Genomic DNA, 23,944 nt, shown 5'->3' with positions numbered 1-23,944 from the left:
CTTATCTTGTGACACCGGCTATATATCCGGATGTCCATGCCCACTGCAAATTGTAGCCCCCACAAATTCCGTCAACATCAAGTATTTCACCTGCAAAGTACAAGTTTTTGATATCCCTATACATCAGATTATCATCCACATCATCTAAGTCAATACCACCTGTACAAACTTGAGCCTTGTCAAAATCTCCGGTACCTTTAACATTAAAATTTATCTCTTTACAAATAGAAATTAATCTTTCAAAACTCTTATTATCACACTTTTTTATTTTTAAATCAGCCCTGATATCTGCCAAACCAAGTATTCCAAGCCAAAGTTTGGAGTTTATGAGTCCGTTTCCTATATCCTCCATAGTAACAAATGAAGGTATTTTCCTTCTCTCATTTAATATATTTTCTATACTCCCAAGATGTGAGAACATATCAAGAGAGACTCCAGCTTCTTCTTTTTTATCAAGAGCAATACTTACATATCTGCTTACTTGAAATGTAGGTATCCCGGATATACCTGTATCACTAAACTGTAATTCTCCAAAATCACTTGCAACTTCCACATCCCTAACAGATACCGATATTTTTCCCTTTGCCCTGACGCCTGATGTTATTTTAAAGAAGTTTTTATTCTCCAAACTTATGCCGCAAAGTGCAGGTAAAACAGGCTTATATTTTATATTAAGCTTTTTTAAAATAGGGAAAAAGGATCCGTCACTTCCAAGCTTTGGTGCAGCTTTTAAACCTGTAGCTATAATAATCTTATCAAAATAAAGTTTTGATTTGCTTTTATCATTTGCATTGCAGATACAAAGCGTAAATACATCCCCATTCTTATATATATCTGTTACATAGGTATTTAAAAGTATATTCACATCATATCTTTCAAGCTCCATTAAAAGTGAATTTCTGATAGAAGCAGCCTGCTCTGAGTTTGGATAAGTATATCCGTCTCTTATATACTCTATTACCCCTATACTGTTAAAAAACTTTATAGTATCAAATTGGTTAAATCTCTCTATAAACTTTATTGCCCTTTCATTATAGTAATAATTTGAAGGCTCTAATTTTGTATTTGTAAAATTACATTTTCCATTTCCGGTAGAAAGTATCTTCTTTAGAAGCTTATCATTGTGCTCAATGACAGTAACTTCATCCTTTCCCTTACACGCAAATAGAGCAGACATAATACCTGCTGCTCCACCGCCTACAATCCCAACTTTCATTTCAAAAGCCTGACTTTCTGTAAAATATTTACTATTTTTCCGCCCTTTGGCATCTGCAATATCTCATTCTTTGATATAGTTCTTGTGCCGATCAAAAGTATTGCATAAACAGGTGCTCCAACAAAAATCGGTACCATTGTAAGAATAACATTGCTGCTACTGAATTTAGCAGTGATATCATATACAAAATACACCACTATACCCATTATACCTGCACATATAAAAGGCATAAGAAATGTTCTTATCATCTCTTGCCTGTAATACAAATTCCTTCTTATACTTCTTGCATTCAAAAGACACATAGACAATGCAAATACTATATTTCCAAATACAAGTCCAATCACATTTAACTTAAAAGTAAATAATAATATATACAGTATAATAAAGTGAATTATCAATGATATCAGTGCATTCTTAACCGGCTTATTTATAAGACTTGTTCCTTGTAATATAGCATTTGTAACTGTCGAAACAGAATATAATACTACTACACCTGAACCTATAATCATCAAAAATGATGCCATCATAGCATCCTCTGCTACGTCAAACAATATTCTCATTACAGGTACTGAAATAACTGCCAGTCCTATTGCACAAGGAAAGCTGACAATAGAGGCAAATCTGATTACCATCGAAATCTTTGAATTTACATCAGCTTTTTCACCCTTGCTAAAACTTCTTGAAATAGTTGGAATAAGAGATGAAGACATAGCATTCGCTATGGCTACAGGAACATTTACAAGTACTAAATATCCACCTGTATATATGCCGTAAAGTCTTGAGGTCTCTTCTTCAAGTCCCAGAGCTTTCATACTCTGCCCAAATACCATTCCGTCAAGAACTGAATTTATATTATAAATAGCTGTAGATGCTATCACTGGTATTACTGTAATTATAAGTATTCTGGTAATTGTAGAAAACCTCTCTTTTTTTGATGTTTTATCATCTTTTATATTCTTTGCTCTTTTATTTGCAGTCATAAAAAAGAACACAATCATTATCAAGAGTGCTATAACTGTACCTGCACCTGTACCTATTGTGCCTCCAGCTGCTCCATATGCAGCCTTAATATTTCCATTTTTAGCCTGTCTTACTGCCATCTCACACAAATAGTAAGCTGCTCCTACAGATACAGCTGCATTTACTATCTGCTCAAAGATCTGAGAAAGTGCAGTCGGCACCATAGTTGAATGCCCTTGAAAATATCCTCGAAGCACTCCAAGATAGGCCATGATCCATATCGTCGGTGCCAGACTTTGAAGCGCATATTTTGCAAGTGGCATCTGATATAAACTACTTGCAAAAAAATCAGCCCCAAAAAACACCACAACAAAACCAATACCACCCACAATGGTAGCATAAATCAATGCAGCTCTCAGTATTTTATTTGCATTTCTATATTCATTTTTTGCAATTCTTACCGAAACCATTTTGCTTACAGCCAAAGGTAATGAATATGAGGACAAAAGAAGAATAATTGCATATAAATTATATGCAGTTGAATAATATCCCATACCTTTACTTCCTATTATTCTAAGAAGCGGTACCCTGTAGGCAAGACCTATAAGTCTAACCAAAATTCCTGCGACAGCCAATATGGCTCCCTGCACCAAAAAATTATTAGACTCTCTCTTTTTTGTTTTTACCGGCATTATCTGCTAATCCCCTCAAGCTCTAAAATTTTTCTTTGTTTTTCTTCCATAATAATTCTATCTTCTTCATTCATATGGTCATACCCCATAAGATGAAGCATTGAATGAACCACCAAAAAAGCCAGTTCTCTAGTTTCACTATGTCCATACTCCTTGGCCTGTTCCACGATGTGTTCTGTAGAAAGTATTATGTCTCCCAAAAGCAACTCTCCAGTTTCAGGGTTAAATGCATCAATATTTTCTTCAATATCATCAAAATGCCCCGAAATAGTAAATTCGTTAAAAGGAAATGACAATACATCTGTAGATTTGTCTATTCCTCTGTACTCACTATTTATACTTCTTATTTCCTCATCATCCACAATAGTCACAGAAACTTCCGCTTCATATGGACAATTCTCAAAATCAAGTGATGCCAATACCATTCTATTAATTATATCTTCATAGGGTATATCCAGCCTCATTTTAGACTCATAGCTTATCTCTATAGTCATATTCCCTCGCCATTATAAAACCAATCTATGTAAAAGTTTTTATTTCCTGAATTTTTTCCTATCTTCTCTTGATATATTTTTCTTTTCATATATATCGTAAGCTTCCACTATCTTTTGAACCAATGGATGACGCACCACATCCTTATTGGTAAGCATACATATTCCTATATCATCTATATTTTTCAAGATTTTAAGTGCACTGTCAAGTCCAGATGTCTGTCCCTGCGGTAAATCTTTTTGACTTTGGTCTCCGGTCACTATCACCTTTGAACCAAAACCGATTCTAGTCAAAAACATCTTCATCTGTGCCGGTGTGGTATTCTGTGCCTCATCAAGAATTATATAGGCATTATCAAGGGTTCTACCTCTCATATATGCAAGAGGTGCAACCTCAATCAACCCTTTCTCCTGATTGTGTAAGAAACTGTCAGCTCCCATTATCTGATACAGTGCATCATATAGAGGTCTTAGATAAGGATCAATCTTACTTTGCAAGTCTCCCGGCAAAAATCCCAGCTTTTCTCCGGCTTCTATAGCAGGTCTAGTAAGTATAATTCTATTTACACTTCCTTCTTTAAAAGCCTGTATAGCCATTGCCATCGCAAGATAAGTCTTTCCGGTTCCGGCAGGGCCTACACCAAAAACTATCATTTTCTCTCTTATAAGATCCACATACTGCTTTTGCCCCAAAGTCTTTGGCTTTATCGGCCTACCCAGGATAGTTCTTGCTATCACATCCTGATCTATTTCAAGAATCTTGTCATCCTCTAAGGTAAAAGACAACGAAAGTGCATAGTCTATATTTTGCTCGGTAATTTGATTCCCTCTTTTAGAGAGTTCTATAAGATTATTGAAAACAGATTTAGCCTTGTCCACATACGCCTTAGGTCCAATTATTTTTATACTGCCATCTCTTGCAATCATACTCACCTTCAGCGTTCTCTCTATTTTCTTCAAATATACATCAAACTCACCACAGACATTCCTTTCGTGTTCCATAGGTATATCTATAATATTTTCAATTATACTCAAATTATTCTCCTTAAAATTTTTCTTTAAAAAGAAAACCCCGGTCAAATGACCGAGGTTGTGAAAACACGCAATTAATTAAACTTACGCTTTCTAGCTGCTTCAGACTTTTTCTTACGTCTTACGCTTGGCTTCTCGTAATGCTCTCTCTTACGAATTTCTTGTTGAATGCCTGCCTTAGCACAATTTCTTTTAAATCTTCTAAGTGCACTGTCAAGACTCTCGTTTTCTTTCACAATCACGTTTGACATCTAAGATCTAACCTCCCTCCGGTTGTGAAATTCAAAATCTATATCATTATACCATAAAGTACAGATTCGTCAACATCTTTTAAAAGTATTTTGAACGAATTTATAAGCTACTCATCTTTATCGAATTTTAAGCTCAAATTATTTTCGCCGTTTAAAGAATACTTTACAAAAACATACATATCATACCATTTGTCGTTTTCCCATAGTTCATCATCTTTTCCGGCCAGATAAATAGACTCAAAGTTTTCTGCCTCTTCTATTGGTACAAGCCAACCTCCAAGGTCACAAACCTTCAGATTATCTAAAGAACAGTCACGTCCCTCGAAAGTGTCACAAAAAAAGACACTACCAATTTTCCTTGCCTCTTCTTCGACAATACCAAAAAACCTTTCAAAATCCTCACTTTCATTGCTTCTTAAGCCCTGCATGTGTAATCTCCTGTCTTACTTATTTACTTTCACTACAAAATACTTTTACTATAATAACATAGACAATGGAGAAATGGAATTACATTTGCGTATATTTATGAAGTTTTTTATTGATTTTTTATTCAAATTCTCAACCGGTATAGGACTTTTATAGAATTATCTATGGATAACTACCACACTTTTCTGCTACACAAAATCCGTTGTTTTATTTAAATCATAGTCGCCGTATATGTCTTCATCAGCAAAAAACATAGTCGTATATCTTTTTACTTAATCGCCGCATATCTTTTCATTATTTTTATAGTCGTTTTTATTTTGCGACTATGATATTTTCCTGTATCTTTGATTTTTACTTCTTGGTTTACCCGGTACAGTCATCTCCACCATCCCCATTTCTATTGCCGGATTTAAATAATTCTTTCTAAATGTAGGTTTATGATTCATACCCAATCTAAGCATTATTTCATTGGTTGAAAGTATTTCATCACCAAGCACATCTACAAGTCTTTTTGCAAATACATTTTCATTTATACTGTGTTCCTTCTGTGTATTACTTATAGGAGCCTTTGGTTTCATAACGTTATTCATTTTATCCTCTAATAATTTTTCATCAACTTTAATCTTCCTCAGTATATTCAGTATGATTTCAAGTATAAACTCTACAAATCCATTAATATCTTTTCTTCTGCTAAAACTATACATTAAACCTTTATATTCATGTATTCTTTTATAAATTTCCTCTTCCACTACAAGAAATGAAAAAGTATCTTTCCAATTACATAGTAATAGATCAAGCCAAATCCTTGAAATGAGTCCACTACCCTCAGCAAAAGGCTGAATAATTTCAATTTCAGAATATACTATTATGCTCTTTATAAGCGGGTGTAATTCTGATGTCTTATACCAATCAAATACATCTCTCATTGCACCCGGCACAAATCTTGCAGGCACCATATCATTTTCAAAACTTCTGCTATTATCACTCTCTATTCTATCCTCTCTAAATTCTGCAGTTTCTGTACTAAATCCAACCAGCAATATCTTATGTACAAAAAGTAAATCACTTATAGAATAAGGATTTAATCTAAACAACATATCATACACATCATATAGATTCTTTACTATTCTCAAATCACTATGATCAAAGCATTCTCCGGTGATAATATCTCTTACCTGTTCAAGTGAAATCTTACTATCTTCTATAGCAAGTGAAAAATATATTCTTTTAATCATATTTTCCTTATAAAACTTCTCACTCACTTTTGGCGAAAAAAGTACTCCTACCCTCCCCACCTCTTCACTTATCTCTGTTAAAAGTTTTATCATTTTATCACTCAAATTAAAAATCGGTCTGTATTCTCTCATATCTCTACACCTCTAGCCTCTATTCTGTAAAGTACCTTACACATAGCTGCATACTCCTTTCCAGTTAATTTACTCATTTTATCAATATATTATCACTATTATTATCTACAAACTACTTCCACGCTTTACCTTTTTATCATTATACAACATTTGCACTTTTTCTACTAATACTGTCAAATTTCTAAATAATGACTCTGCAGCAAATCCAAAAATAACCATAAGCAAAATACTAACTTCGTATAAATTCGTTAGTGCAAACAATTTCCTAAGAAATATTCCGGTAAATACAAGTCCAAAAATATTTATAGCTATAATGATATACTTTCTTTTATCAAGTGGATAACTTATTTTAATTAAAATCATAAACCCAATAACAGACATCACCATAGTTGCAATAGTTCCAATACTCTCCTCTGATATTGTAAACACATTTCCACATATCACTATAGCAAATACTGCAATTACATCTGTCAATCCTCCAGGTAACGCCTTAATTAATACATTTTTCATAAAATGTCCCTTTATTCTATTCTTATTTGGCTCAAGTGCTAAAAGAAACCCAGGAACACCTATGGTAAACATACTTACAAAAGTAATTTGTGCCGGTTCAAGTGGATACGTAAACATAAAAATAGCTGACAGCAATGCTAAAAGTAATGAAAAAATATTTTTAACTAAAAACAAACTGGCTGAACGCTCTATATTGTTAACCACTCTTCTACCCTCATATACCAAATCAGGCATATGTGCAAAGTCTGAATCCAAAAGCACAACTTGAGCAGCCTCACTTCCGGAAGCCATTGCTACACTACAGTCTGCATCCTTCATAGCTAAAATATCATTTACTCCATCACCTGTCATAGCAACTGTATGTCCCTTGGCTTGCAAGGCTTTGACAAGTTTTTGTTTTTGCTTTGGAGTCACACGACCAAACACCGTATAATTTGAAACAGCCTTACAAATCTTTTCGTCACTGTCAAGTATACTTGCATCAATATATTTTTCTGCATCTTCAATACCTGCCTGGGTTGCATAATATTAACTGTAAAGGAGTGATATATAGACACAAAAAAGGAGGATAACGCCATGATGGAATATGCAACCAAAATCACTGCGCTATACTCCCGCCTTTCAGTTGGTGATGAGGACAGGGACGGTGGCGAAAGCAACAGTATCGTAAATCAAAAGGCATTTTTAGAGCGATATGCAAGACAGCACAAGCTGATGAATATTCGCCACTATATCGACGATGATGAAAGCGGTAGGTTCTTTGATAGAAGTGCCTATACACAGATGATAAACGATGTAGAAAGCGATAAAATCGGCATTGTCATTATGAAAGATATGACAAGATGGGGACGAGATTATCTTCAAGTAGGAAACGCTATGGAGATATTCAGACGAAACAATGTACGCTTTATTGCTATCAATAACGGTATCGACAGCCAAGACCAAAACACATTGGAATTTGCCCCCTTTATCAATATTATGTCCGAGTGGTATGCAAGGGACATCAGCAAGAAAGTAACAACAGGCATTAAGACCAAAGGAGCAAATGGAAAGCCCGTTGCAACAGAAGCCCCCTATGGCTATATAAAAGACCCTAACAACAAAGATTTTTGGATAGTCGATAAAGAAGCTGCCGAAGTCGTAAAACTCATTTTTAGACTGTTTATGGATGGGAAAAACAGAAATCAGATAGCCGTTTACTTGAAAGAGAAAGAAATACTAACCCCGACCTTTTATATGAAACAGCAAGACAGAGGAACGGCGAAAAACAGAAAGCTGAATGAAGAAAACCGCTATAACTGGAACAAAGCAACCTTAACACGCATACTGAAAAGACAGGAGTATTGTGGCGATGTAGTCAACTTCAAAACTGAAAAGCATTATAAAGATAAGCGAAACCATTATGTAGATAAAGACAAGTGGCAAATAATCCCTGATGTACACGAACCAATCATAGATAGAAGTACCTATGAAAATGTACAACGGATATTAAAAAATGCACCGGTAAAAAGACCAAACGGAGATGGAGAAATCCACCCATTATCGGGACTGATGTACTGTAAAGATTGCGGTACAAAAATGCACATACGCACCATACACAAGAACAATAAGGTACAGCATGTAACCTATTGCAGTGAATATGCCAAAGGAAAAGCTAAGCACCCTAAATGCCATTCTCCACATCGCATTGATGTCGATGATGTGATGGAAAATCTAACAGAGGTTTTGCGAAAGATAGCAAAGTATTCATTAGCAAATAAAGGAGAATTTGAGGTATTGGTAAAAAGCAGTCTTGCAAAAGAACAGACCGAAGAAGTAGTGAAACAGAAAAAGCGTATCCCGCAAATTACAGACCGAATGGAACAGATAGAAAGAGTTATGAATAAGCTGTATGAGGACAATGCACTGGGCAATATCGAAAGGGAACGCTATGAATTACTATCAAGGAAGTATGCAGAAGAATATTACAGCTTAAAAGCAGAACAAGAGAAAATAGAGGAACACTTATCTGAATTTGAAAATGCCAACCAAAGAGCAAAGAACTTTATCAAACTTGCAGAAAGCTATTCAGACTTTGAAGAACTTACCTCTACCGCCATCAATGAATTTATCAGTAAAATTGTAGTGCATGAGCGAGATGTTAAAAGAGCAAAATATGCGGTTCAGCGAATAGAAGTGTATTTCAACTATATCGGAAAATTTGAAAATGAACTCACAAAAGATATAGAGCCGACAGAACAGGAAATGATACAGATGAGAGAAGAAATAGAAGAAGCCAAGAAAGAAAAATCAAGAGCATATCATAGGGCATATTCCAAAGATTATAGAGCTAAAAATATTGAAAAATTCAGAGAGTATGAACGGATAAAAGCACGAGAATACAGGGCAAGAAAGAAGCTACAAGCGACAACCTAAAATTAAATATCAATCAAAATGAAAAGAGGTTTCTTAATTGCAGGAAATCTTTTTTTGTGCAAGTAAAAAGGAGGAATTGAATGACAGAAAAACAAGAAGCACAGAACGATAAAATACAGACAGTAAAAGAACAGACCATACCCCAGAAGCCGAACAATATCATGATAAAAAAGATTAGAGGAAAAACTTTTGTAACAGAGATATATTTTGACCCAAACAGTAAGGATACATTTCAAGATAAGCTGTTAAAGGTAGTGAAATCGGAGCGGAAAGAATAGACAAAATGAGATCAGTAAATCAAATCGGTTTACTGTTTTTTCTTTACTAAAAATCAGAAAGGAGAACAGAAAATGAAAAATATAGATGAAAAAATCTTAATGGCAGAAGAGGAAATTAAGCAGTTACAAAACAAAAGAAAAAAACTCATCAGTCAGCAGAAACAGGAAGAACGAAAGAAAAGAGATAAAAGGCTTTATGAAAAAGGAGCAGTTTTTGAAAGTATCTTTAACGAAAGCAAGGATTTTACCAAAGATGAATTTTATCAGCTAATTACATTCCCAAATATCAAAGAAGCGATAAATGAAAAAATCCTAAAAATCATGGAGAAAAGAGAAAAAACGGAAGAAGAAAACATAGAAAAACAAGAGAAAGTAACGGAAACAGAGCAGTAGTCCCTTGTTTACAAGGGCGCACATATACACCTTAACAGGTGCGTGCGTTCTCCGAAGGCTCTTAGCAGAGGGCATATCAGCTAACGCTGATACAGGGGAGCTACACTCCCCTACGGAAATAAATTTCCTACCCCTTGTGTACTTCCCAAAAGAAATCGGATAAAAAGCTATCCGATTTCTTTAGGAAGTCTTATTCATCGCCACACCAAAGTATCAGAGAAACGAAAGGAGGTGTTCCCTTATGGCGATATATCATCTCAGTATCAAAATTATCTCAAGAGGCAAAGGCAAGAGTGCAGTTGCAGCTTCCGCCTATCGAAGTGGCGAAAAGATAAAAAATGAATATGACGGCATAGTCCACGACTTTACAAGAAAAGGCGGAATAGCCCATACTGAAATTCTATTACCACAAAATGCACCACAGGAATTTTCAGACAGAGGAACATTATGGAACAGTGTCGAGAAAATAGAAAAAAGTAAAAACTCACAGCTTGCAAGAGAAATTGAAGTTGCTCTACCTAAAGAATTAGACCGAGAAAAACAAATAAATCTTGTAAGAGAATATGTAAAAGAAAATTTTGTAGAAGTCGGTATGTGTGCCGATATTGCATTACACGATAAAAATGACGGAAATCCACATGCACATATCCTACTAACCATGCGACCACTAAACGAAGATACAACATGGGGAGCAAAATCAAAAAAGGAATATATCCTTGATGAAAACGGAGAAAAAGTAAAACTAAAAAATGGAAATTTCAAAACAAGAAAAATAGATACAGTCGATTGGAACAAGCAAGACAAGGCAGAGCATTGGCGAAAAGCATGGGCAGACATTACAAATAAATATCTTGAAGAAAACAGCATATATGATAAAGTTGACCATCGTTCTTATCAAAGACAGGGCATAGAACAAATACCGACCATTCATTTAGGAGTATCAGCAAGTCAAATGGAAAAGAAAGGCATAGCCACAGACAGAGGAAATATCAACCGAGAAATCAAACATCAAAATGCGATTTTAAGAGAAATCTCAAGAAGAATAAAAGCATTACTAAATTGGATAAGAGGAATAGGCAAAGAAGAAAAAACAGAAAACGAAAATATAAAGTCCACCTTCACACCCAAAGAAAATCTGTTATCAGTTTTTGAAAATCTTATCCGTAAAAATGCAGATAAGAATAATGCAGGCTTAGAAAAATATATTGAGAGTTATCAGCTACTCAAAGAGAAAAATATCACTTCCGTATCTGAACTGAAAGAAAGCATGGTTACTTTAAGAGATAAGAATTACAAGACCACAAGAACTATTAAAGATACCGAAAAGAAGATTGATGAAAAAACACAACTTATCGACCAAGCAGAGAAATATTTGAAGCATAAGGACATCTACAAAGCCTATACCAAACTAAAGAAAAATAAACAGGATACTTTCTACAATGAACATACCGCAGAGATTATTTTATTTGAAAGTGCAAGGAAGTATTTGAAAGAACATTTAGGCGAAAGCAAATCCTTAAATATATCCAAATTGAAATTGGAAGTAACAGCCTTGAAGAAAGAAAAAGATAGTCTGTATTCTCAAATCATAGACCTACGGAAAGAAGTGGAACAAGCTGAAAGTGTTAGAAGCTGTATAGAGAATTTGCAACAAGAAAACAGAGAAATAACACAGGCAAAGAAACAAGAATTAGAGCTATAAAACTAAGTAAAAATATGATAAAATATTCAAGATATTAAGTGAAACAAATTGGAAGTTGTGTAGGTGATGAATATGATATTTCATGAATTTGGTGATAAAAATTTTCCACATATATTATTGATACATGGCGGAGGTAATTCCTGGTGGAATTATCTTCGGCAGGCTCAAATGTTATCCGATAAATACCATGTAATTTTACCAACACTTAATGGTCATGGAGAAGAATATCAAAAAGATTACATTTCAACTGAAGATTCTGCACTGCAAATTATGGATTATATAAAGAATAATTGTGATGGGAAATTGTTTGCTGTGGGTGGCGTTTCTCTGGGCGGTCAAATTGCAATTGAGTTATTGTCATTAGATAGTGATATAGCTCATAAAGCAATAATAGATGGGAGTATTTGTATTCCTCAACCCAAATTAGCAAGAATTAATATAGTTATTGTAAAGTTATTTGGAAAACTTATGTTTAGCAAAGTAGCATGCAAAATCCAGTTGAGTTTAATGAAAAAAATGTATCCCAATATGGCTTATCCAGAAGAAATAGAAAATTACTATATGGAGGATATGCCAAGGATTCCCATTAAAACATTAGTTACTATGTACCAAACATATATGGGAAGATATACACTTAAAAATGCTATTACAGAAAGTAAAGCACAGGTTTTATATATTTATGGTGAAAAAGAAATGAGTTGCGTTAAGGAGTCGGCTAAGCTATTTAAGGAAATGCATCCCAATTGTACTCTGTATGAAGCTAAAGGTTATAATCATGGATATTTATCAGCTTATCTACCTTTAGAGTGGATGGCTCTGGTTAATCCATTTTTGAAAAACAATATTTATTAATAAAACCTAAACCTAAATTATAAAGTTATATGACAAATTTGAATTTACCGAGGTAACATAGAATGAAAAAGATGAGAGCAATAGTGGAAAAAGGGCGCTCAGGTGTTCCAAGACCGTTGTTTTTGATTTTGATGACCATTTTTCTTCTGACTGGTTGTTTGGTAAATACTGCCGGTTCAGTGCAAGAGGTCGAGAGCTATCATCAGATCGATCAAGATATGGCAAAGCAGATGATGACCCGGGATGACGGGCATGTGATTGTAGATGCCCGCAGGCAAGATGAATACGATGCAGGCCATATTCCTGGCGCAATTCTAATTCCAAATGAGAGCATTGAAGCGGAGCGGCCGGAAGAACTCCCGGATCTGGATCAGATCATCCTGATTTACTGCCGAAGCGGGAACAGATCCAAGCAAGCAGCGCAAAAGCTTGCGGACATGGGATATACCAACATCTACGAATTCGGCGGGATCAACACCTGGTCCGGAGAGATCGTGACAGGAGAAACTACTATGGAGATACCGGAGAATATAAAAACAATCTATCTTGCAGGCGGCTGCTTCTGGGGAACGCAGAAGTTCTTTGATCAGTTTGTCGGCGTAATCCGAACAGAAGCAGGTTATGCAAACGGACCTGACGAAGCTCCGACCTATCAGGACGTCTGTAACAGCAGCGGGCATGCCGAGACAGTGCGGGTCGACTATGACCCTGCTGTAATTTCTCTGACTGATTTGCTGAATTACTATTTCATGGTGATCGATCCGCTCTCTGTAAACAAACAGGGCAATGATCGAGGCATCCAGTACCGGACGGGGATCTATTATACGGAAGAAGACCAGCTTCCGGAAATCGAAGCGGTTTATCGGGCGGAGGAAGAGAAAGCCGGAGCCAGGCTTGCTGTTGAACTGCTTCCGTTGGAAAACTTCTTCCCCGCAGAAGAGTATCACCAGAAGTATCTGGACAAGAATCCCGGCGGCTACTGCCATATCCCGCGCAGTTACTTTGATCTTCAGCAAAACAGCGCAGAAGAATCTGCAGATGAACTTCGGGTGCGGATCGGCGATTTGGCCTTTGAGGTCACACAGCACGCCGCCACGGAGTACGCCTTCACCGGCGAGTATGACGACTTCTTTGAAAAGGGCCTTTATGTCGACATTGTCAGCGGCGAACCGCTCTTTACATCCATGGACAAGTATAGTATAATTCCGAGTGTGGCTGGCCGGCGTTCACCAGGCCGATCGCGGAAGATGCTGTCACTGAGGCCGTGGACACTTCACATGGTATGGTCCGGACGGAAGTGCGCAGCAGCGGCGCGGATTCCCATCTGGGTCACGTGTTCAACGATGGTCCCCGCGAGTCCGGCGGGCTGCGTTATTGCATCAACTCGGCAGCTCTTAGATTCATTCCCTACGATGAACTGGAAGAACAAGGGTATGGGGAGTATCGGAAGCTCTTTGAGTAAGAATAATCAAAAATCAATACAAGAAGGCATATAGCAATGGAAGAAAAAAGAATCTATGAAATGGACATGGTAAAACAAGAAGACAAAAAAGCTGCAAAGAAAACACCTTTTTACCAAACAGAATCTACAGGAGGGTCGGTGTGGGTGATTAAACCGGGACAAACCTTGCAGAAGCACCGTCACCACAATTCTGATGATATCTGGATCATTTTACAGGGAGAAGGAATATTCTATCCCGAACCGGATAAAGAGATTCCCTTAAAAAAAGGACAGGTTATCGTTTCTCCTAAAGGTGCATGTCACGGCGCAATGAACACAGGAACAGAGGATATAGTTTTTGTGAGTATCGTTGCACCGGTTCCGGCAGATTATGATCCTATAGGCGAATGAAATACATTTTTTTGAATGTGTTTTGATAAATTCCAGTTTGTCTAATTGAATAGAACAATTTTAGAAACAGTAAATCACAAAGGTTTGCTGTTTTTTCTTATTTATTTTTTCAAAATAAAAGCGTCAATAAATCAAAAAAGGTACTTGACAAAACGCTCTCTGAATAGCTATCTGTGAAACTGTTTTGGGATTGTCACCTGATATAACCTTTATATTTACTCCTTGAGATTTAAAATAGCCAAATGTTTCTATTGCATTGTCACGAATTGGATTTGCAAAAACAACAAATCCTATTGGTATTACATTTCCATTAATACCATATTCAATGTCACTACCATCATATCTTGCAAAAAGTAAAACTCTGTTTCCTTTTTCTGTCTGTGATAAAATCTCATTTTCAAAATTAATAAAATTATCTTTTAAAATAATCTACGGAGCACCAAGCAAATAGCAACCATCATCAAATGTAATACTTCCATATTTGAGCGTGGATGAAAAAGGTAATACTTTAATGGGGGACTTAAATTCCCCTGCTTTTCCATTCTCATTTACATACTCTTTTAGAGCCTGCATAGTTGTATTATTATCTTTAGAAGCAAAAGCATACGAAAACAATATTTCTCTAAACTTCTCTTCACTAATAAGTTCTATTGCATTTTTACATAAGAATAAATCCTCCACCTTCATATCAGGCTTTGTAATAGTTCCCGTTTTGTCCACACAAAGCATATCCACTCTTGCCAGAGTCTCTATACTTTTCATATCATGAAGAAGCACTTTTTTACTTGCTAGCTTCATAGTGCTGATAGCCAATGCAACTGTAGTCAGTAGATATAGTCCCTCAGGTATCATACCAAGCACTGCCGCTACCATAGAAGTTACACTTTTTCTTAATGTATCACCATTTATATAATAACTTTGCCAAAATAAAATTACACCAATAGGAATAATAACAATACCAACAGTCTTTACAATCAAGTTAATATGTCTTATCATCTCAGACTGTTCCTTATTTTTCATTGTTTTTGCTTCAATACTTAGCTTTGAAATATAAGACTCATCTCCCACTCTCTCAAGCCTGGCATAACACTCTCCGGATACTACAAAACTTCCTGACATCAAATTGTTTCCAACATTCTTTTCTACTTCGTCGGATTCACCTGTAAGTAAGGATTCATTGACCTGTACACTTCCACTTATAACTATAGCATCCGCACAAATCTGCTTACCTGCTGTAAGCAAAATAATATCACCTTGTACCAGATCTTTTGATAAAATATTTTGCCAACTTACCATCTCTTAAAACATCTGCATGTGGAGCATTAAGTAAATTCATCTTTTCCAGCGTGTTTTTTGCACGCAGCTCCTGCACTATCCCAATAACAGTATTTCCAATAATAACCGGTAAAAATGTAAGGTTTCTAAATGAACCTACTGCTATTAGCAATATGGAAATAATCAAAAATATCAAATTAAAATATGTACATACATTTGATAAAACTATCTCCGTTACCGTTCTATCCTTATCCGAATAAGATTTATTAACCAATCCTGAGGCTATTTTTTTATCTACCTCTATTTGTGTCAAGCCTGTTATCAGACTGTCGGTATTTTTTATATTATCCATCTTTTTACCTTTTAAATATATAAATAAAAGACATCTAAATCAATGTCTTTTATTATTGCAATATTATATGAGCCATATAAAAATATGTTCTATCTTCTATCCCCAGGCTCCCATCTGTAATGCCCGACTATTTCATCAGCCTTACTTTTCAGATATTTTTGCTCATATGCTCTTTGATATTTACTTCCATGATGAATAATATATGGGACTCCGTTTTTATCTCTTCTATCTGATACTATTCCGATATGCTTTTTAAAAATAACAATATCTCCACCCTGCCACTCTTCTATTTCAGAAAGATCTGTAGTAAGACTTTTTGTATTATTTTTAAAATACACCTGCAGATTTCTTACTCTGCGATAGTCAATATTTTCATCGGGGGATTGTATATCATAATTATCCGGATGCTCGTTTATATCCTCAGACACAAGTCTTTGTAAATCATATCCTGCGCCGAAAAGTGCCGCAGCTACAACATCTGTACAAACACCATAACCGTCATTTGGTGTTCCGCCAATATAGTATCTGCTCTCATACTTCGGCTTTGTCTGTATATATTCCAATGCACTTTCCAATATGTCGCTCTGGTCATCAACACCATCGCCATCCTTGTCGATGCTGCTCTTAATCTGCTCTATCTTATTTTTATAAGCATACCTTGGACGCTTTGTAGATGTTTCTTTATAAGAAAATCTGTTATATATAAGTACTGCTATTGCCGCAAGCACTATACCAGCAGCAATTATTTTAAAAATTCTTTTTTGTTTCATTTTTCCCTATATTTATCATCAATATAAAAAATATATACCACCATCATAGCTATTGTTAAAATCAGTACTCCTATTATTGATAAAAATATAAATACTGAACTTTTATCAAATAATATAGGCAATCCCAAAGCAATAAAAAGCACTCCGAATAAAACAAACAGCTTCCCCGTAGCATGATTATATCCCTTTACATCCTTTACCGGAGGCAAATTAACATTTGCCCAAAATCCTGCCTGCTTTTTAGAAAAGAAACAACTGATTCCAATAGCGATTATTAAACATCCCGATATTGACCAAATTATAAAGTTTAATAAATTTTCACTCATATAAAACACCTGCCTAGCTGCCGCTAAATAATATGAACTCTTTCAGAAAATACTTTTTTTTCTTTCTGTATTACCATACTCTTTGGCTTTCCGAATGGAATAATTGTCCTGGGTGTTTCTTCACAATTGATATTCAATAGTTTTCTGACCTTATCTATATTTCCCTCAAACTTCATCATTCCATCCATCCAAACCCCGGCATATCCCATTGCAGTAATTGCAAGCATAATATTTTCTGTTGAAGCCGCATAATCTTCTATTTCAAACTCCAGATTATAATCTCCCGCATGAATACATTTAGATGTAACAACAATAATAGCCGGTGCGGATTGCGTAGCTTCAGTAGGAAAAATTTCAGCAAGCTTCTTACGAGTCTCTCCATCTTTTACGGCATAAAAAGTTGTCGTTTGCAAATTATAACCTGACGGTGCACATATTCCCGCATCTAAAATTATTTTCAAGTCTTCCGGCGAAATAGAAGAACTTTCAAATTCTCCACGATAACTTCCTCGTCTTTTTATCACATCAAAAAATTCCATAATTCCTCCATATTTTTTGTCTGCATATCTGTCTTAAATCCGAACAACTCCTCATTTCCTTTTTTCTTTCTTTTTAACAAATACAGTTCCATAGCAATCATTGTAATAAGGAAAATCAAGTTTAAAAACAACATAAAAATCCAAAACTTCATAATCGCTCCTTAGGTATGGCTAATTACATAATTACTTTATTTACCAAACCTAAAATAACTAATATACAAACAAAAACTGCTGTAAGTATAGCAAGTACTTTTCCTCTCTTCCAGTATTTATTTGTAACATATACCAGATCGATAATGTCTATTACAGGTATCAATTGCAATAGCACATGTACTGCACATTTTCCAAGACTCATCTCCTTTTGTCTTTTTGTAATCATTAGGCGTTTGCGAAACGCCAAAAGCCGTATAAATACGCTTTTTTGTTACTGAATATAAAAATCTCCTCTAGGTTTGTGATATAATTGAGTGTCAAGCATAAATGATTATGTCCCAAAATAATTAATTTATAAGCCCCCACAAAAGGGCTTTTATTATGCACTTTTTATGTCTTCTTCAATTCTGTGTGGCTGTGAGTGTGCGAATTTATTAAAGGCATCCAATCTCCAAGGATGGTTCATAGGCGGTATATAAGGCTTTCTAGGCTTTGGCTGTTTGTAGTCAGCGTCCAAGTCCTTAGATTTATGTTCATGAGCCGGTATTTCTTCCAGTGCATAAATATCTTTGTCATTTACGCACGCAAACATAGACCTATCAAATGCCTTGATAAGCATAACCTTGGTACCTTTTCGATAATGGATCTGCACTCCCTTGTGATCTATCATCTTATAAAATTTTTTCTCAAATTGAATCGCATGTCCGGCATCAACAGTTCTCTCAGTTAAAACCGCCAAAGTAAGATTTATTTTTTCTTTAGACGGTTGCGTTTCAAAGACAGATTTGATACCATAAAGTGGAAGTGAGAACTTCTCATTGAATTCTTTTATGTAGGAGTGAAGGAATTCATTGGCTTTATGGATATCGGTTACGCCTGCGAGCCTTAGCTCAATAGGCAGGCGTGACTGTAAGGTTTGATTCAATCGTTCTATACGTCCTTTAGCTTGTGGTATACTGCTTGATTCAAGCTGTGTGCCAAGTTGCTTACAGGCGTATGCAAACTGTGTATAGGTGTCTTTGTCGTCAGATAAGGCACCTTTTTTCTTGTAAGTAAATACAGTTCGTTTATCGGTAAGAAACTTATAGGGAATACCATAATCAGTAAGAATCTGCTCAAATACATGGTAGTATCCATTAAGAGTCTCCTGAGTATCAAACCAGGCACCTGTGACAACACCTGAGGCATCATCAATAGCCAAATGTAGATGCCATATCTGTCCCGGCACCCATTCATAAGGGGTAGCATCCATCTGTAGCAATTCACCAAAATAAGCACATCTTGGACGACGACTGTGAGCATCTTCAACTGCTACTAAGTTAGCTTGTATCTGTGATAATTCCCTTTTTGATGTTGCAGCTTCCTTCTTAGCTCTGAGAGTTTGCTTAATGCGTCTACGCTTAGCTTTTGTAGCCTTTGGAGATAGAATATATTCTGACTCCAAAATACTCATTACAGAGGAAGAAGAGATACTTATGCCTTCATGCTTTTTTAGAAGCTCTGTAAAGTGTTCAAAGTTAGCTTCGTAGTATTTGGTTCTGTATAGATCAAGGACTTGACTTCTGACATCAGGACAGATAGTGGTAGCCGGCTTCTTACCTCTGTTACCATGAATAAAGAATGCTTTACCATCTTTAATATAACCCTGTATCATACGGTTTATATGTCTTTTGGTGCATCCTAGGATAAGAGCAGCTCTATCCTTATTAGCTGTATCGGGGTGATCTACCAGACCTTTGATAACTTCATACTTTCTTTGTTCATCCATTGATAAAATAACCTTTCTGATAAGTCAGTTCCTCCTAGTGTTAGAATATACAAAATAGTATTCTACCATAAGTGGGACATTTTTATTTGTGGTATACTAGGACTTTATCATTTATGGCTTATACTCCTCTAGGTTTGTGATATAATTGAGTTGCAAAAAACATAAACCACATCCCTAAAGGAGACATTACTATGATATCACAAAAACAACTCTCTTTGGCAGATATTTTTGAAGATTGTAAAGATATTTTTGAATCTGACAAACCTCAGTTTCTTACTTTGCTCGAAAATCACATTGACCTTGATGAATTTATTTCGATTTCTTTTTACAATCATTATTATGCAGCCACAGGCAGAAATCGCAAATATCCTTTGACTGCTATGCTTTGGGCTTTGATTATTCAACGCCTGTTTTCTATTCCTACAGATTCTCTTTTACTGGTCTTCCTTCATTATTCCAAACATCTTAGAGAATTCTGCGGTTTTACCAAGGTTCCTGATGCCTCTAAAATCACTCGTTTTAAACAGGATTTTTTATTGGACTTACAATCTGTTTTTGATAAGCTTGTTGATATAACTGAACCGATATGTAGGGATATTGATAACAACCTTGCTTCTATGCTTTTGTTTGACACTTCAGGTATTGAAGCTTATGTAACCGAAAATAATCCTAAATACGCCAACCGCATTATCAGGCAGCTCAAATTAAGGACAGTTTCTGCATTGCCAAACGGAAAACAACAAATGAAAAAACACTACATTCCGATTTACTACTGGCCGGTATATCACAGTTATTAACTGTAGTTGTTGCTGATAAAATCAACCAACGACAACATATCAGAAGTTTAAAATCTTTAATTGCTTAGGACTTATCAACTTTATATAAGCACTATGCTTATTAAAGTGTGCCTAAATCTTACAGTTATCAACTTTTTAGCTTAAAATTTGTGCTTTGCATAAATTTATCCTTGTATGCAATAAGTATTGCGAACGAGCTCAGCGAGTTTCGCAATTACCTATAATTTACTCATTTTATCAATATATTATCACTATTATTATCTACAAACTACTTCCACGCTTTACCTTTTTATCATTATACAACATTTGCACTTTTTCTACTAATACTGTCAAATTTCTAAATAATGACTCTGCAGCAAATCCAAAAATAATCATAAGCAAAATACTAACTTTGTATAAATTCGTTAGTGCAAACAATTTCCTAAGAAATATTCCGGTAAATACAAGTCCAAAAATATTTATAGCTATAATGATATACTTTCTTTTATCAAGTGGATAACTTATTTTAATTAAAATCATAAACCCAATAACAGACATCACCATAGTTGCAATAGTTCCAATACTCTCCTCTGATATTGTAAACACATTTCCACATATCACTATAGCAAATACTGCAATTACATCTGTCAATCCTCCAGGTAACGCCTTAATTAATACATTTTTCATAAAATGTCCCTTTATTCTATTCTTATTTGGCTCAAGTGCTAAAAGAAACCCAGGAATACCTATGGTAAACATACTTACAAAAGAAATTTGTGCCGGTTCAAGTGGATACGTAAACATAAAAATAGCTGACAGCAATGCTAAAAGTAATGAAAAAATATTTTTAACTAAAAACAAACTGGCTGAACGCTCTATATTGTTAACCACTCTTCTACCCTCATATACCAAATCAGGCATATGTGCAAAGTCTGAATCTAAAAGCACAACTTGAGCAGCCCAAGTTGCAGCCTCACTTCCGGAAGCCATTGCTACACTACAGTCTGCATCCTTCATAGCTAAAATATCATTTACTCCATCACCTGTCATAGCAACTGTATGTCCCTCATCCTTCAATGCCTTTACAAGTTTTTGTTTTTGCTTTGGTGTTACACGTCCAAAAACTGTATAATTTGAAACAGCCTTACAAATCTTTTCGTCACTGTCAAGTATACTTGCATCAATATAGTTTTGTGCATTTTCAATACCTGCCTGAATAGCTATCTGTGAAACTGTTTTAGGATTGTCACCTGATATAACTTTTATATTTACGCCTTGAGCTTTAAAATAACTAAATGTTTCTATCGCATTGTCACGAATTGGATTTGCAAAAACAACAAAGCCTATTGGTATTACATTTCCATTAATACCATATTCAATGTCACTACCATCATATCTTGCAAAAAGTAAAACACGATTCCCCTTCTCTGTTTGTGGTAAGATCTCATTCTCCAAAGTATAAAAATTATCTTTTAAAATAATCTCCGGAGCACCAAGCAAGTAACAGCCATCTTCAAATGTAACACTTCCATATTTGAGCGTGGATGAAAAAGGTAATACTTTAATGGGGGACTTAAATTCCCCTTCTTTTCCATTCTCATTTACATACTCTTTTAGAGCCTGCATAGTTGTATTATTATCTTTAGAAGCATGGGCATACGAAAACAATATTTCTCTAAACTTCTCTTCACTAATAAGTTCTATTGCATTTTTACATAAGAATAAATCCTCCACATTCATATCAGGCTTTGTAATAGTTCCCGTTTTGTCCACACAAAGCATATCCACTCTTGCCAGAGTCTCTATACTTTTCATATCATGAAGAAGCACTTTTTTACTTGCTAGCTTCATAGTGCTGATTGCCAATGCAACTGTAGTCAGTAGATATAGTCCCTCAGGTATCATACCAAGCACTGCCGCTACCATAGAAGTTACACTTTTTCTTAAAGTATCACCATTTATATAATAACTTTGCCAAAATAAAATTACACCAATAGGAATAATAACAATACCAACAGTCTTTACAATCAAGTTAATATGTCTTATCATCTCAGACTGTTCCTTATTTTTCATTGTTTTAGCTTCAATACTTAGCTTTGAAATATAGGACTCATCTCCTACTTTCTCAAGACTGGCATAACACTCTCCGGATACTACAAAACTTCCGGACATCAAATTGCTTCCAACATTCTTTTCTACTTCGTCGGATTCACCTGTGAGTAAGGATTCATTGACCTGTACACTTCCACTTATAACTATAGCATCTGCACAAATTTGCTTTCCGGCAGTCAAAAGGATTATATCATCCTTTACCAGTTCTTCTGACAATATATTTTTCAATTTACCGTCTCTTAACACATCTGCATGTGGAGCATTAAGTAAATTCATCTTTTCCAGCGTGTTTTTTGCACGCAATTCTTGAACAATACCTATAACAGTATTTCCAATAATAACCGGTAAAAATGTAAGGTTTCTAAATGAACCTACTGCTATTAGCAATATGGAAATAATCAAAAATATCAAATTAAAGTAGGTAAATATATTTGACAATATTATTTCTCCGGTAGTTTTGTCTGTGCTTATATTCGATCTATTTACTTGACCCAGAGCCACCCTTTTTTCAACCTCACTCTGAGTCAATCCTGTTGCTGTATCATATTTATAATCCATAATATTACCTTTAAAATCCATATAAAATTAAAAGACATTGATAATCAATGCCTTTTAATAATACCATATTTTATTCTATAAAAGAATTTTATCTCTCACTCTTTAATGCTCTACAATCTCACTTCCCCTATCTTCTACCTATTCTTAGACAGCATTAGCCCATATTACTGTGGCTAATATAATCATACTGGCACATATACCTGTAACTATAGACGCTATCTTACCTCTCTTCCAATAATGCCCTAAAATATATAGTCCATCTATAATATCCACTATAATTATCATTTGGCATATAATGTGCCAGACCACTCCACCTATACTCATACCCTTTTGCTTCTTACTCATACTTATAATAAAAATAGCAAATACCAATCCCGGCAATGATACTACAAAAGATACTGTGAGTAAAACAATCGGCAGAATAAAAGCTAACACTAAAAAAGCCGGTACTGCAAAAAGCATTGGAGGAACTACAAATGCCGCTAATGAAATCCCAAGCCCACCAATAAATATTATCAGTGATACCAAAACAAAAAACAGTGTAGATGGAAGCAATGTATACTTATAAAAAAGATATCCTTTTATAAAATAATCTATATTACTCCTTTTAGCTTCCCTAAAGGCCTCTACAATTTGTATTACTAGAAATATCATCAATATTACAAATAAAGCCATATTTACAAGTATATATATCAAAGTACCTTTCTCTGTTTTACTTATTCCCATAATAGTATAAGTTATACAGCCATATAGTACTAAGATATAAAATATACCCAAAGCCCATGAGAAGCTCTTCACATCAGTATTTTTATTCAAATCATATGAAATACCAATATCTTCTATATTGTTCTCATATAAATCATATCTTTCATCCATAT

22 protein-coding genes and 3 pseudogenes are annotated in these 23,944 nt (G+C 35.1%); 8 read left to right on the top strand and 17 right to left on the bottom strand.

The window, feature by feature from the left end; translation table 11 throughout:
- Position 1: 1 nt before the first annotated feature.
- The 8 genes and pseudogenes from D4A81_RS05275 to D4A81_RS05240 form a co-directional block, all read right to left on the bottom strand.
- The gene (locus D4A81_RS05275; RefSeq protein WP_111524075.1) at positions 2-1,216 is read right to left on the bottom strand and encodes a BaiN/RdsA family NAD(P)/FAD-dependent oxidoreductase; all 1,215 of its coding nucleotides are present in this window, start codon (positions 1,214-1,216) and stop codon (positions 2-4) included.
- On the bottom strand, positions 1,213-2,868 hold the full coding sequence (locus D4A81_RS05270) for a putative polysaccharide biosynthesis protein (RefSeq protein ID WP_111524074.1): 1,656 nt from the start codon (positions 2,866-2,868) through the stop codon (positions 1,213-1,215). The genes D4A81_RS05275 and D4A81_RS05270 overlap by 4 nt, the downstream gene beginning before the upstream one ends.
- Positions 2,868-3,362, bottom strand: coding sequence for an rRNA maturation RNase YbeY (gene ybeY / locus D4A81_RS05265; protein ID WP_111524073.1), 495 nt, complete (start codon positions 3,360-3,362; stop codon positions 2,868-2,870). The genes D4A81_RS05270 and ybeY overlap by 1 nt, the downstream gene beginning before the upstream one ends.
- A gap of 39 nt (positions 3,363-3,401) precedes the next feature.
- Positions 3,402-4,394, bottom strand: coding sequence for a PhoH family protein (locus D4A81_RS05260; RefSeq protein WP_111524072.1), 993 nt, complete (start codon positions 4,392-4,394; stop codon positions 3,402-3,404).
- Between the two features lie 71 nt (positions 4,395-4,465).
- Positions 4,466-4,642 carry a 30S ribosomal protein S21 gene (gene rpsU, locus D4A81_RS05255; RefSeq protein ID WP_005539624.1) on the bottom strand — a complete coding sequence of 59 codons (177 nt, stop codon included), beginning with the start codon at positions 4,640-4,642 and terminating at the stop codon, positions 4,466-4,468.
- A gap of 107 nt (positions 4,643-4,749) precedes the next feature.
- Positions 4,750-5,070, bottom strand: coding sequence for a hypothetical protein (locus D4A81_RS05250; protein WP_111524071.1), 321 nt, complete (start codon positions 5,068-5,070; stop codon positions 4,750-4,752).
- A gap of 321 nt (positions 5,071-5,391) precedes the next feature.
- Positions 5,392-6,435: a Fic family protein gene (locus tag D4A81_RS05245; RefSeq protein WP_111524070.1), complete on the bottom strand. Its 1,044-nt coding sequence runs from the start codon at positions 6,433-6,435 to the stop codon at positions 5,392-5,394.
- 105 nt (positions 6,436-6,540) lie between these two features.
- Positions 6,541-7,467: pseudogene (locus D4A81_RS05240) on the bottom strand (HAD-IC family P-type ATPase); the annotation flags it as partial.
- A 54-nt stretch (positions 7,468-7,521) separates the two neighbouring features.
- Between D4A81_RS05240 and D4A81_RS05235 the strand changes: the two are divergent.
- From D4A81_RS05235 to D4A81_RS05205, 7 genes are all read left to right on the top strand, one after another.
- Positions 7,522-9,360: a recombinase family protein gene (locus D4A81_RS05235; RefSeq protein WP_111526077.1), complete on the top strand. Its 1,839-nt coding sequence runs from the start codon at positions 7,522-7,524 to the stop codon at positions 9,358-9,360.
- A gap of 80 nt (positions 9,361-9,440) precedes the next feature.
- Positions 9,441-9,638 carry a transposon-encoded TnpW family protein gene (locus D4A81_RS13450; RefSeq protein WP_009216382.1) on the top strand — a complete coding sequence of 66 codons (198 nt, stop codon included), beginning with the start codon at positions 9,441-9,443 and terminating at the stop codon, positions 9,636-9,638.
- A 72-nt stretch (positions 9,639-9,710) separates the two neighbouring features.
- Positions 9,711-10,031, top strand: coding sequence for a DUF3847 domain-containing protein (locus D4A81_RS05225; RefSeq protein ID WP_009216383.1), 321 nt, complete (start codon positions 9,711-9,713; stop codon positions 10,029-10,031).
- 241 nt (positions 10,032-10,272) lie between these two features.
- Complete coding sequence (gene mobQ / locus D4A81_RS05220) at positions 10,273-11,733, top strand: MobQ family relaxase (RefSeq protein ID WP_111526078.1); 1,461 nt, start codon at positions 10,273-10,275, stop codon at positions 11,731-11,733.
- Positions 11,734-11,805: 72 nt separating this feature from the next.
- Positions 11,806-12,585 (top strand): alpha/beta fold hydrolase, encoded by a 780-nt coding sequence (locus D4A81_RS05215; RefSeq protein ID WP_081443208.1) that lies wholly within the window; start codon positions 11,806-11,808, stop codon positions 12,583-12,585.
- Between the two features lie 62 nt (positions 12,586-12,647).
- Entirely contained in the window at positions 12,648-14,081 is a 1,434-nt protein-coding gene (msrA, locus tag D4A81_RS13445; protein WP_111526079.1) for a peptide-methionine (S)-S-oxide reductase MsrA, read from the top strand.
- A 2-nt stretch (positions 14,082-14,083) separates the two neighbouring features.
- Complete coding sequence (locus D4A81_RS05205; protein ID WP_007593636.1) at positions 14,084-14,437, top strand: cupin domain-containing protein; 354 nt, start codon at positions 14,084-14,086, stop codon at positions 14,435-14,437.
- A gap of 159 nt (positions 14,438-14,596) precedes the next feature.
- Here the strand turns inward: D4A81_RS05205 and D4A81_RS13810 are convergent.
- The 7 genes and pseudogenes from D4A81_RS13810 to D4A81_RS05175 all read right to left on the bottom strand — a co-directional run.
- Positions 14,597-16,064 (bottom strand): annotated as a pseudogene (locus tag D4A81_RS13810) (HAD-IC family P-type ATPase); the annotation flags it as partial.
- Between the two features lie 89 nt (positions 16,065-16,153).
- Positions 16,154-16,834, bottom strand: a complete 681-nt coding sequence (locus D4A81_RS05195; protein WP_111526124.1) for a DUF1287 domain-containing protein — start codon at positions 16,832-16,834, stop codon at positions 16,154-16,156.
- Positions 16,831-17,160, bottom strand: coding sequence for a hypothetical protein (locus D4A81_RS05190; protein ID WP_111526125.1), 330 nt, complete (start codon positions 17,158-17,160; stop codon positions 16,831-16,833). The genes D4A81_RS05195 and D4A81_RS05190 overlap by 4 nt, the downstream gene beginning before the upstream one ends.
- Before the next feature lie 23 nt (positions 17,161-17,183).
- On the bottom strand, positions 17,184-17,699 hold the full coding sequence (locus D4A81_RS05185) for a nitroreductase family protein (RefSeq protein ID WP_111526126.1): 516 nt from the start codon (positions 17,697-17,699) through the stop codon (positions 17,184-17,186).
- Positions 17,681-17,851: a hypothetical protein gene (locus D4A81_RS13125; protein ID WP_162902551.1), complete on the bottom strand. Its 171-nt coding sequence runs from the start codon at positions 17,849-17,851 to the stop codon at positions 17,681-17,683. Before D4A81_RS13125 ends, D4A81_RS05185 begins: the two co-directional genes overlap by 19 nt.
- Positions 17,852-17,874: 23 nt before the next feature.
- Positions 17,875-18,078 (bottom strand): hypothetical protein, encoded by a 204-nt coding sequence (locus D4A81_RS05180; protein WP_111526127.1) that lies wholly within the window; start codon positions 18,076-18,078, stop codon positions 17,875-17,877.
- 153 nt (positions 18,079-18,231) lie between these two features.
- Positions 18,232-19,620 carry an ISNCY family transposase gene (locus D4A81_RS05175; RefSeq protein ID WP_119808255.1) on the bottom strand — a complete coding sequence of 463 codons (1,389 nt, stop codon included), beginning with the start codon at positions 19,618-19,620 and terminating at the stop codon, positions 18,232-18,234.
- A gap of 191 nt (positions 19,621-19,811) precedes the next feature.
- On the opposite strand from D4A81_RS05175, the pseudogene D4A81_RS05170 reads away from it, so the two are divergent.
- Positions 19,812-20,324 (top strand): annotated as a pseudogene (locus D4A81_RS05170) (transposase); the annotation flags it as partial.
- 354 nt (positions 20,325-20,678) lie between these two features.
- Here D4A81_RS05170 and D4A81_RS05165 read toward each other — a convergent pair.
- A complete protein-coding gene (locus D4A81_RS05165) occupies positions 20,679-23,066 on the bottom strand; it encodes an HAD-IC family P-type ATPase (protein WP_119808329.1) in 2,388 nt (795 codons plus the stop codon).
- Positions 23,067-23,210: 144 nt separating this feature from the next.
- On the bottom strand, positions 23,211-23,942 hold the full coding sequence (locus D4A81_RS05160) for an LptF/LptG permease family protein (protein ID WP_111525975.1): 732 nt from the start codon (positions 23,940-23,942) through the stop codon (positions 23,211-23,213).
- Positions 23,943-23,944 lie beyond the last annotated feature (2 nt).

Source organism: Lachnoanaerobaculum umeaense (genome assembly GCF_003589745.1).
GTDB classification, from domain to species: domain Bacteria; phylum Bacillota; class Clostridia; order Lachnospirales; family Lachnospiraceae; genus Lachnoanaerobaculum; species Lachnoanaerobaculum umeaense.
Note: the sequence above shows the minus strand (reverse complement) of the source record. Positions and strands in the feature narration are given on the sequence as shown.

Coding starts and splice junctions, on each gene's coding strand:
- D4A81_RS05275 (WP_111524075.1), bottom strand. CDS start 1,216: ATGAAAGTTGGGATTGTAGGCGGTGGAGCAGCAGGTATTATGTCTGCT.
- D4A81_RS05270 (WP_111524074.1), bottom strand. CDS start 2,868: ATGCCGGTAAAAACAAAAAAGAGAGAGTCTAATAATTTTTTGGTGCAG.
- ybeY (WP_111524073.1), bottom strand. CDS start 3,362: ATGACTATAGAGATAAGCTATGAGTCTAAAATGAGGCTGGATATACCC.
- rpsU (WP_005539624.1), bottom strand. CDS start 4,642: ATGTCAAACGTGATTGTGAAAGAAAACGAGAGTCTTGACAGTGCACTT.
- D4A81_RS05250 (WP_111524071.1), bottom strand. CDS start 5,070: ATGCAGGGCTTAAGAAGCAATGAAAGTGAGGATTTTGAAAGGTTTTTT.
- D4A81_RS05245 (WP_111524070.1), bottom strand. CDS start 6,435: ATGAGAGAATACAGACCGATTTTTAATTTGAGTGATAAAATGATAAAA.
- D4A81_RS05235 (WP_111526077.1), top strand. CDS start 7,522: ATGATGGAATATGCAACCAAAATCACTGCGCTATACTCCCGCCTTTCA.
- D4A81_RS13450 (WP_009216382.1), top strand. CDS start 9,441: ATGACAGAAAAACAAGAAGCACAGAACGATAAAATACAGACAGTAAAA.
- D4A81_RS05225 (WP_009216383.1), top strand. CDS start 9,711: ATGAAAAATATAGATGAAAAAATCTTAATGGCAGAAGAGGAAATTAAG.
- mobQ (WP_111526078.1), top strand. CDS start 10,273: ATGGCGATATATCATCTCAGTATCAAAATTATCTCAAGAGGCAAAGGC.
- D4A81_RS05215 (WP_081443208.1), top strand. CDS start 11,806: ATGATATTTCATGAATTTGGTGATAAAAATTTTCCACATATATTATTG.
- msrA (WP_111526079.1), top strand. CDS start 12,648: ATGAAAAAGATGAGAGCAATAGTGGAAAAAGGGCGCTCAGGTGTTCCA.
- D4A81_RS05205 (WP_007593636.1), top strand. CDS start 14,084: ATGGAAGAAAAAAGAATCTATGAAATGGACATGGTAAAACAAGAAGAC.
- D4A81_RS05195 (WP_111526124.1), bottom strand. CDS start 16,834: ATGAAACAAAAAAGAATTTTTAAAATAATTGCTGCTGGTATAGTGCTT.
- D4A81_RS05190 (WP_111526125.1), bottom strand. CDS start 17,160: ATGAGTGAAAATTTATTAAACTTTATAATTTGGTCAATATCGGGATGT.
- D4A81_RS05185 (WP_111526126.1), bottom strand. CDS start 17,699: ATGGAATTTTTTGATGTGATAAAAAGACGAGGAAGTTATCGTGGAGAA.
- D4A81_RS13125 (WP_162902551.1), bottom strand. CDS start 17,851: ATGAAGTTTTGGATTTTTATGTTGTTTTTAAACTTGATTTTCCTTATT.
- D4A81_RS05180 (WP_111526127.1), bottom strand. CDS start 18,078: ATGATTACAAAAAGACAAAAGGAGATGAGTCTTGGAAAATGTGCAGTA.
- D4A81_RS05175 (WP_119808255.1), bottom strand. CDS start 19,620: ATGGATGAACAAAGAAAGTATGAAGTTATCAAAGGTCTGGTAGATCAC.
- D4A81_RS05165 (WP_119808329.1), bottom strand. CDS start 23,066: ATGGATTATAAATATGATACAGCAACAGGATTGACTCAGAGTGAGGTT.
- D4A81_RS05160 (WP_111525975.1), bottom strand. CDS start 23,942: ATGGATGAAAGATATGATTTATATGAGAACAATATAGAAGATATTGGT.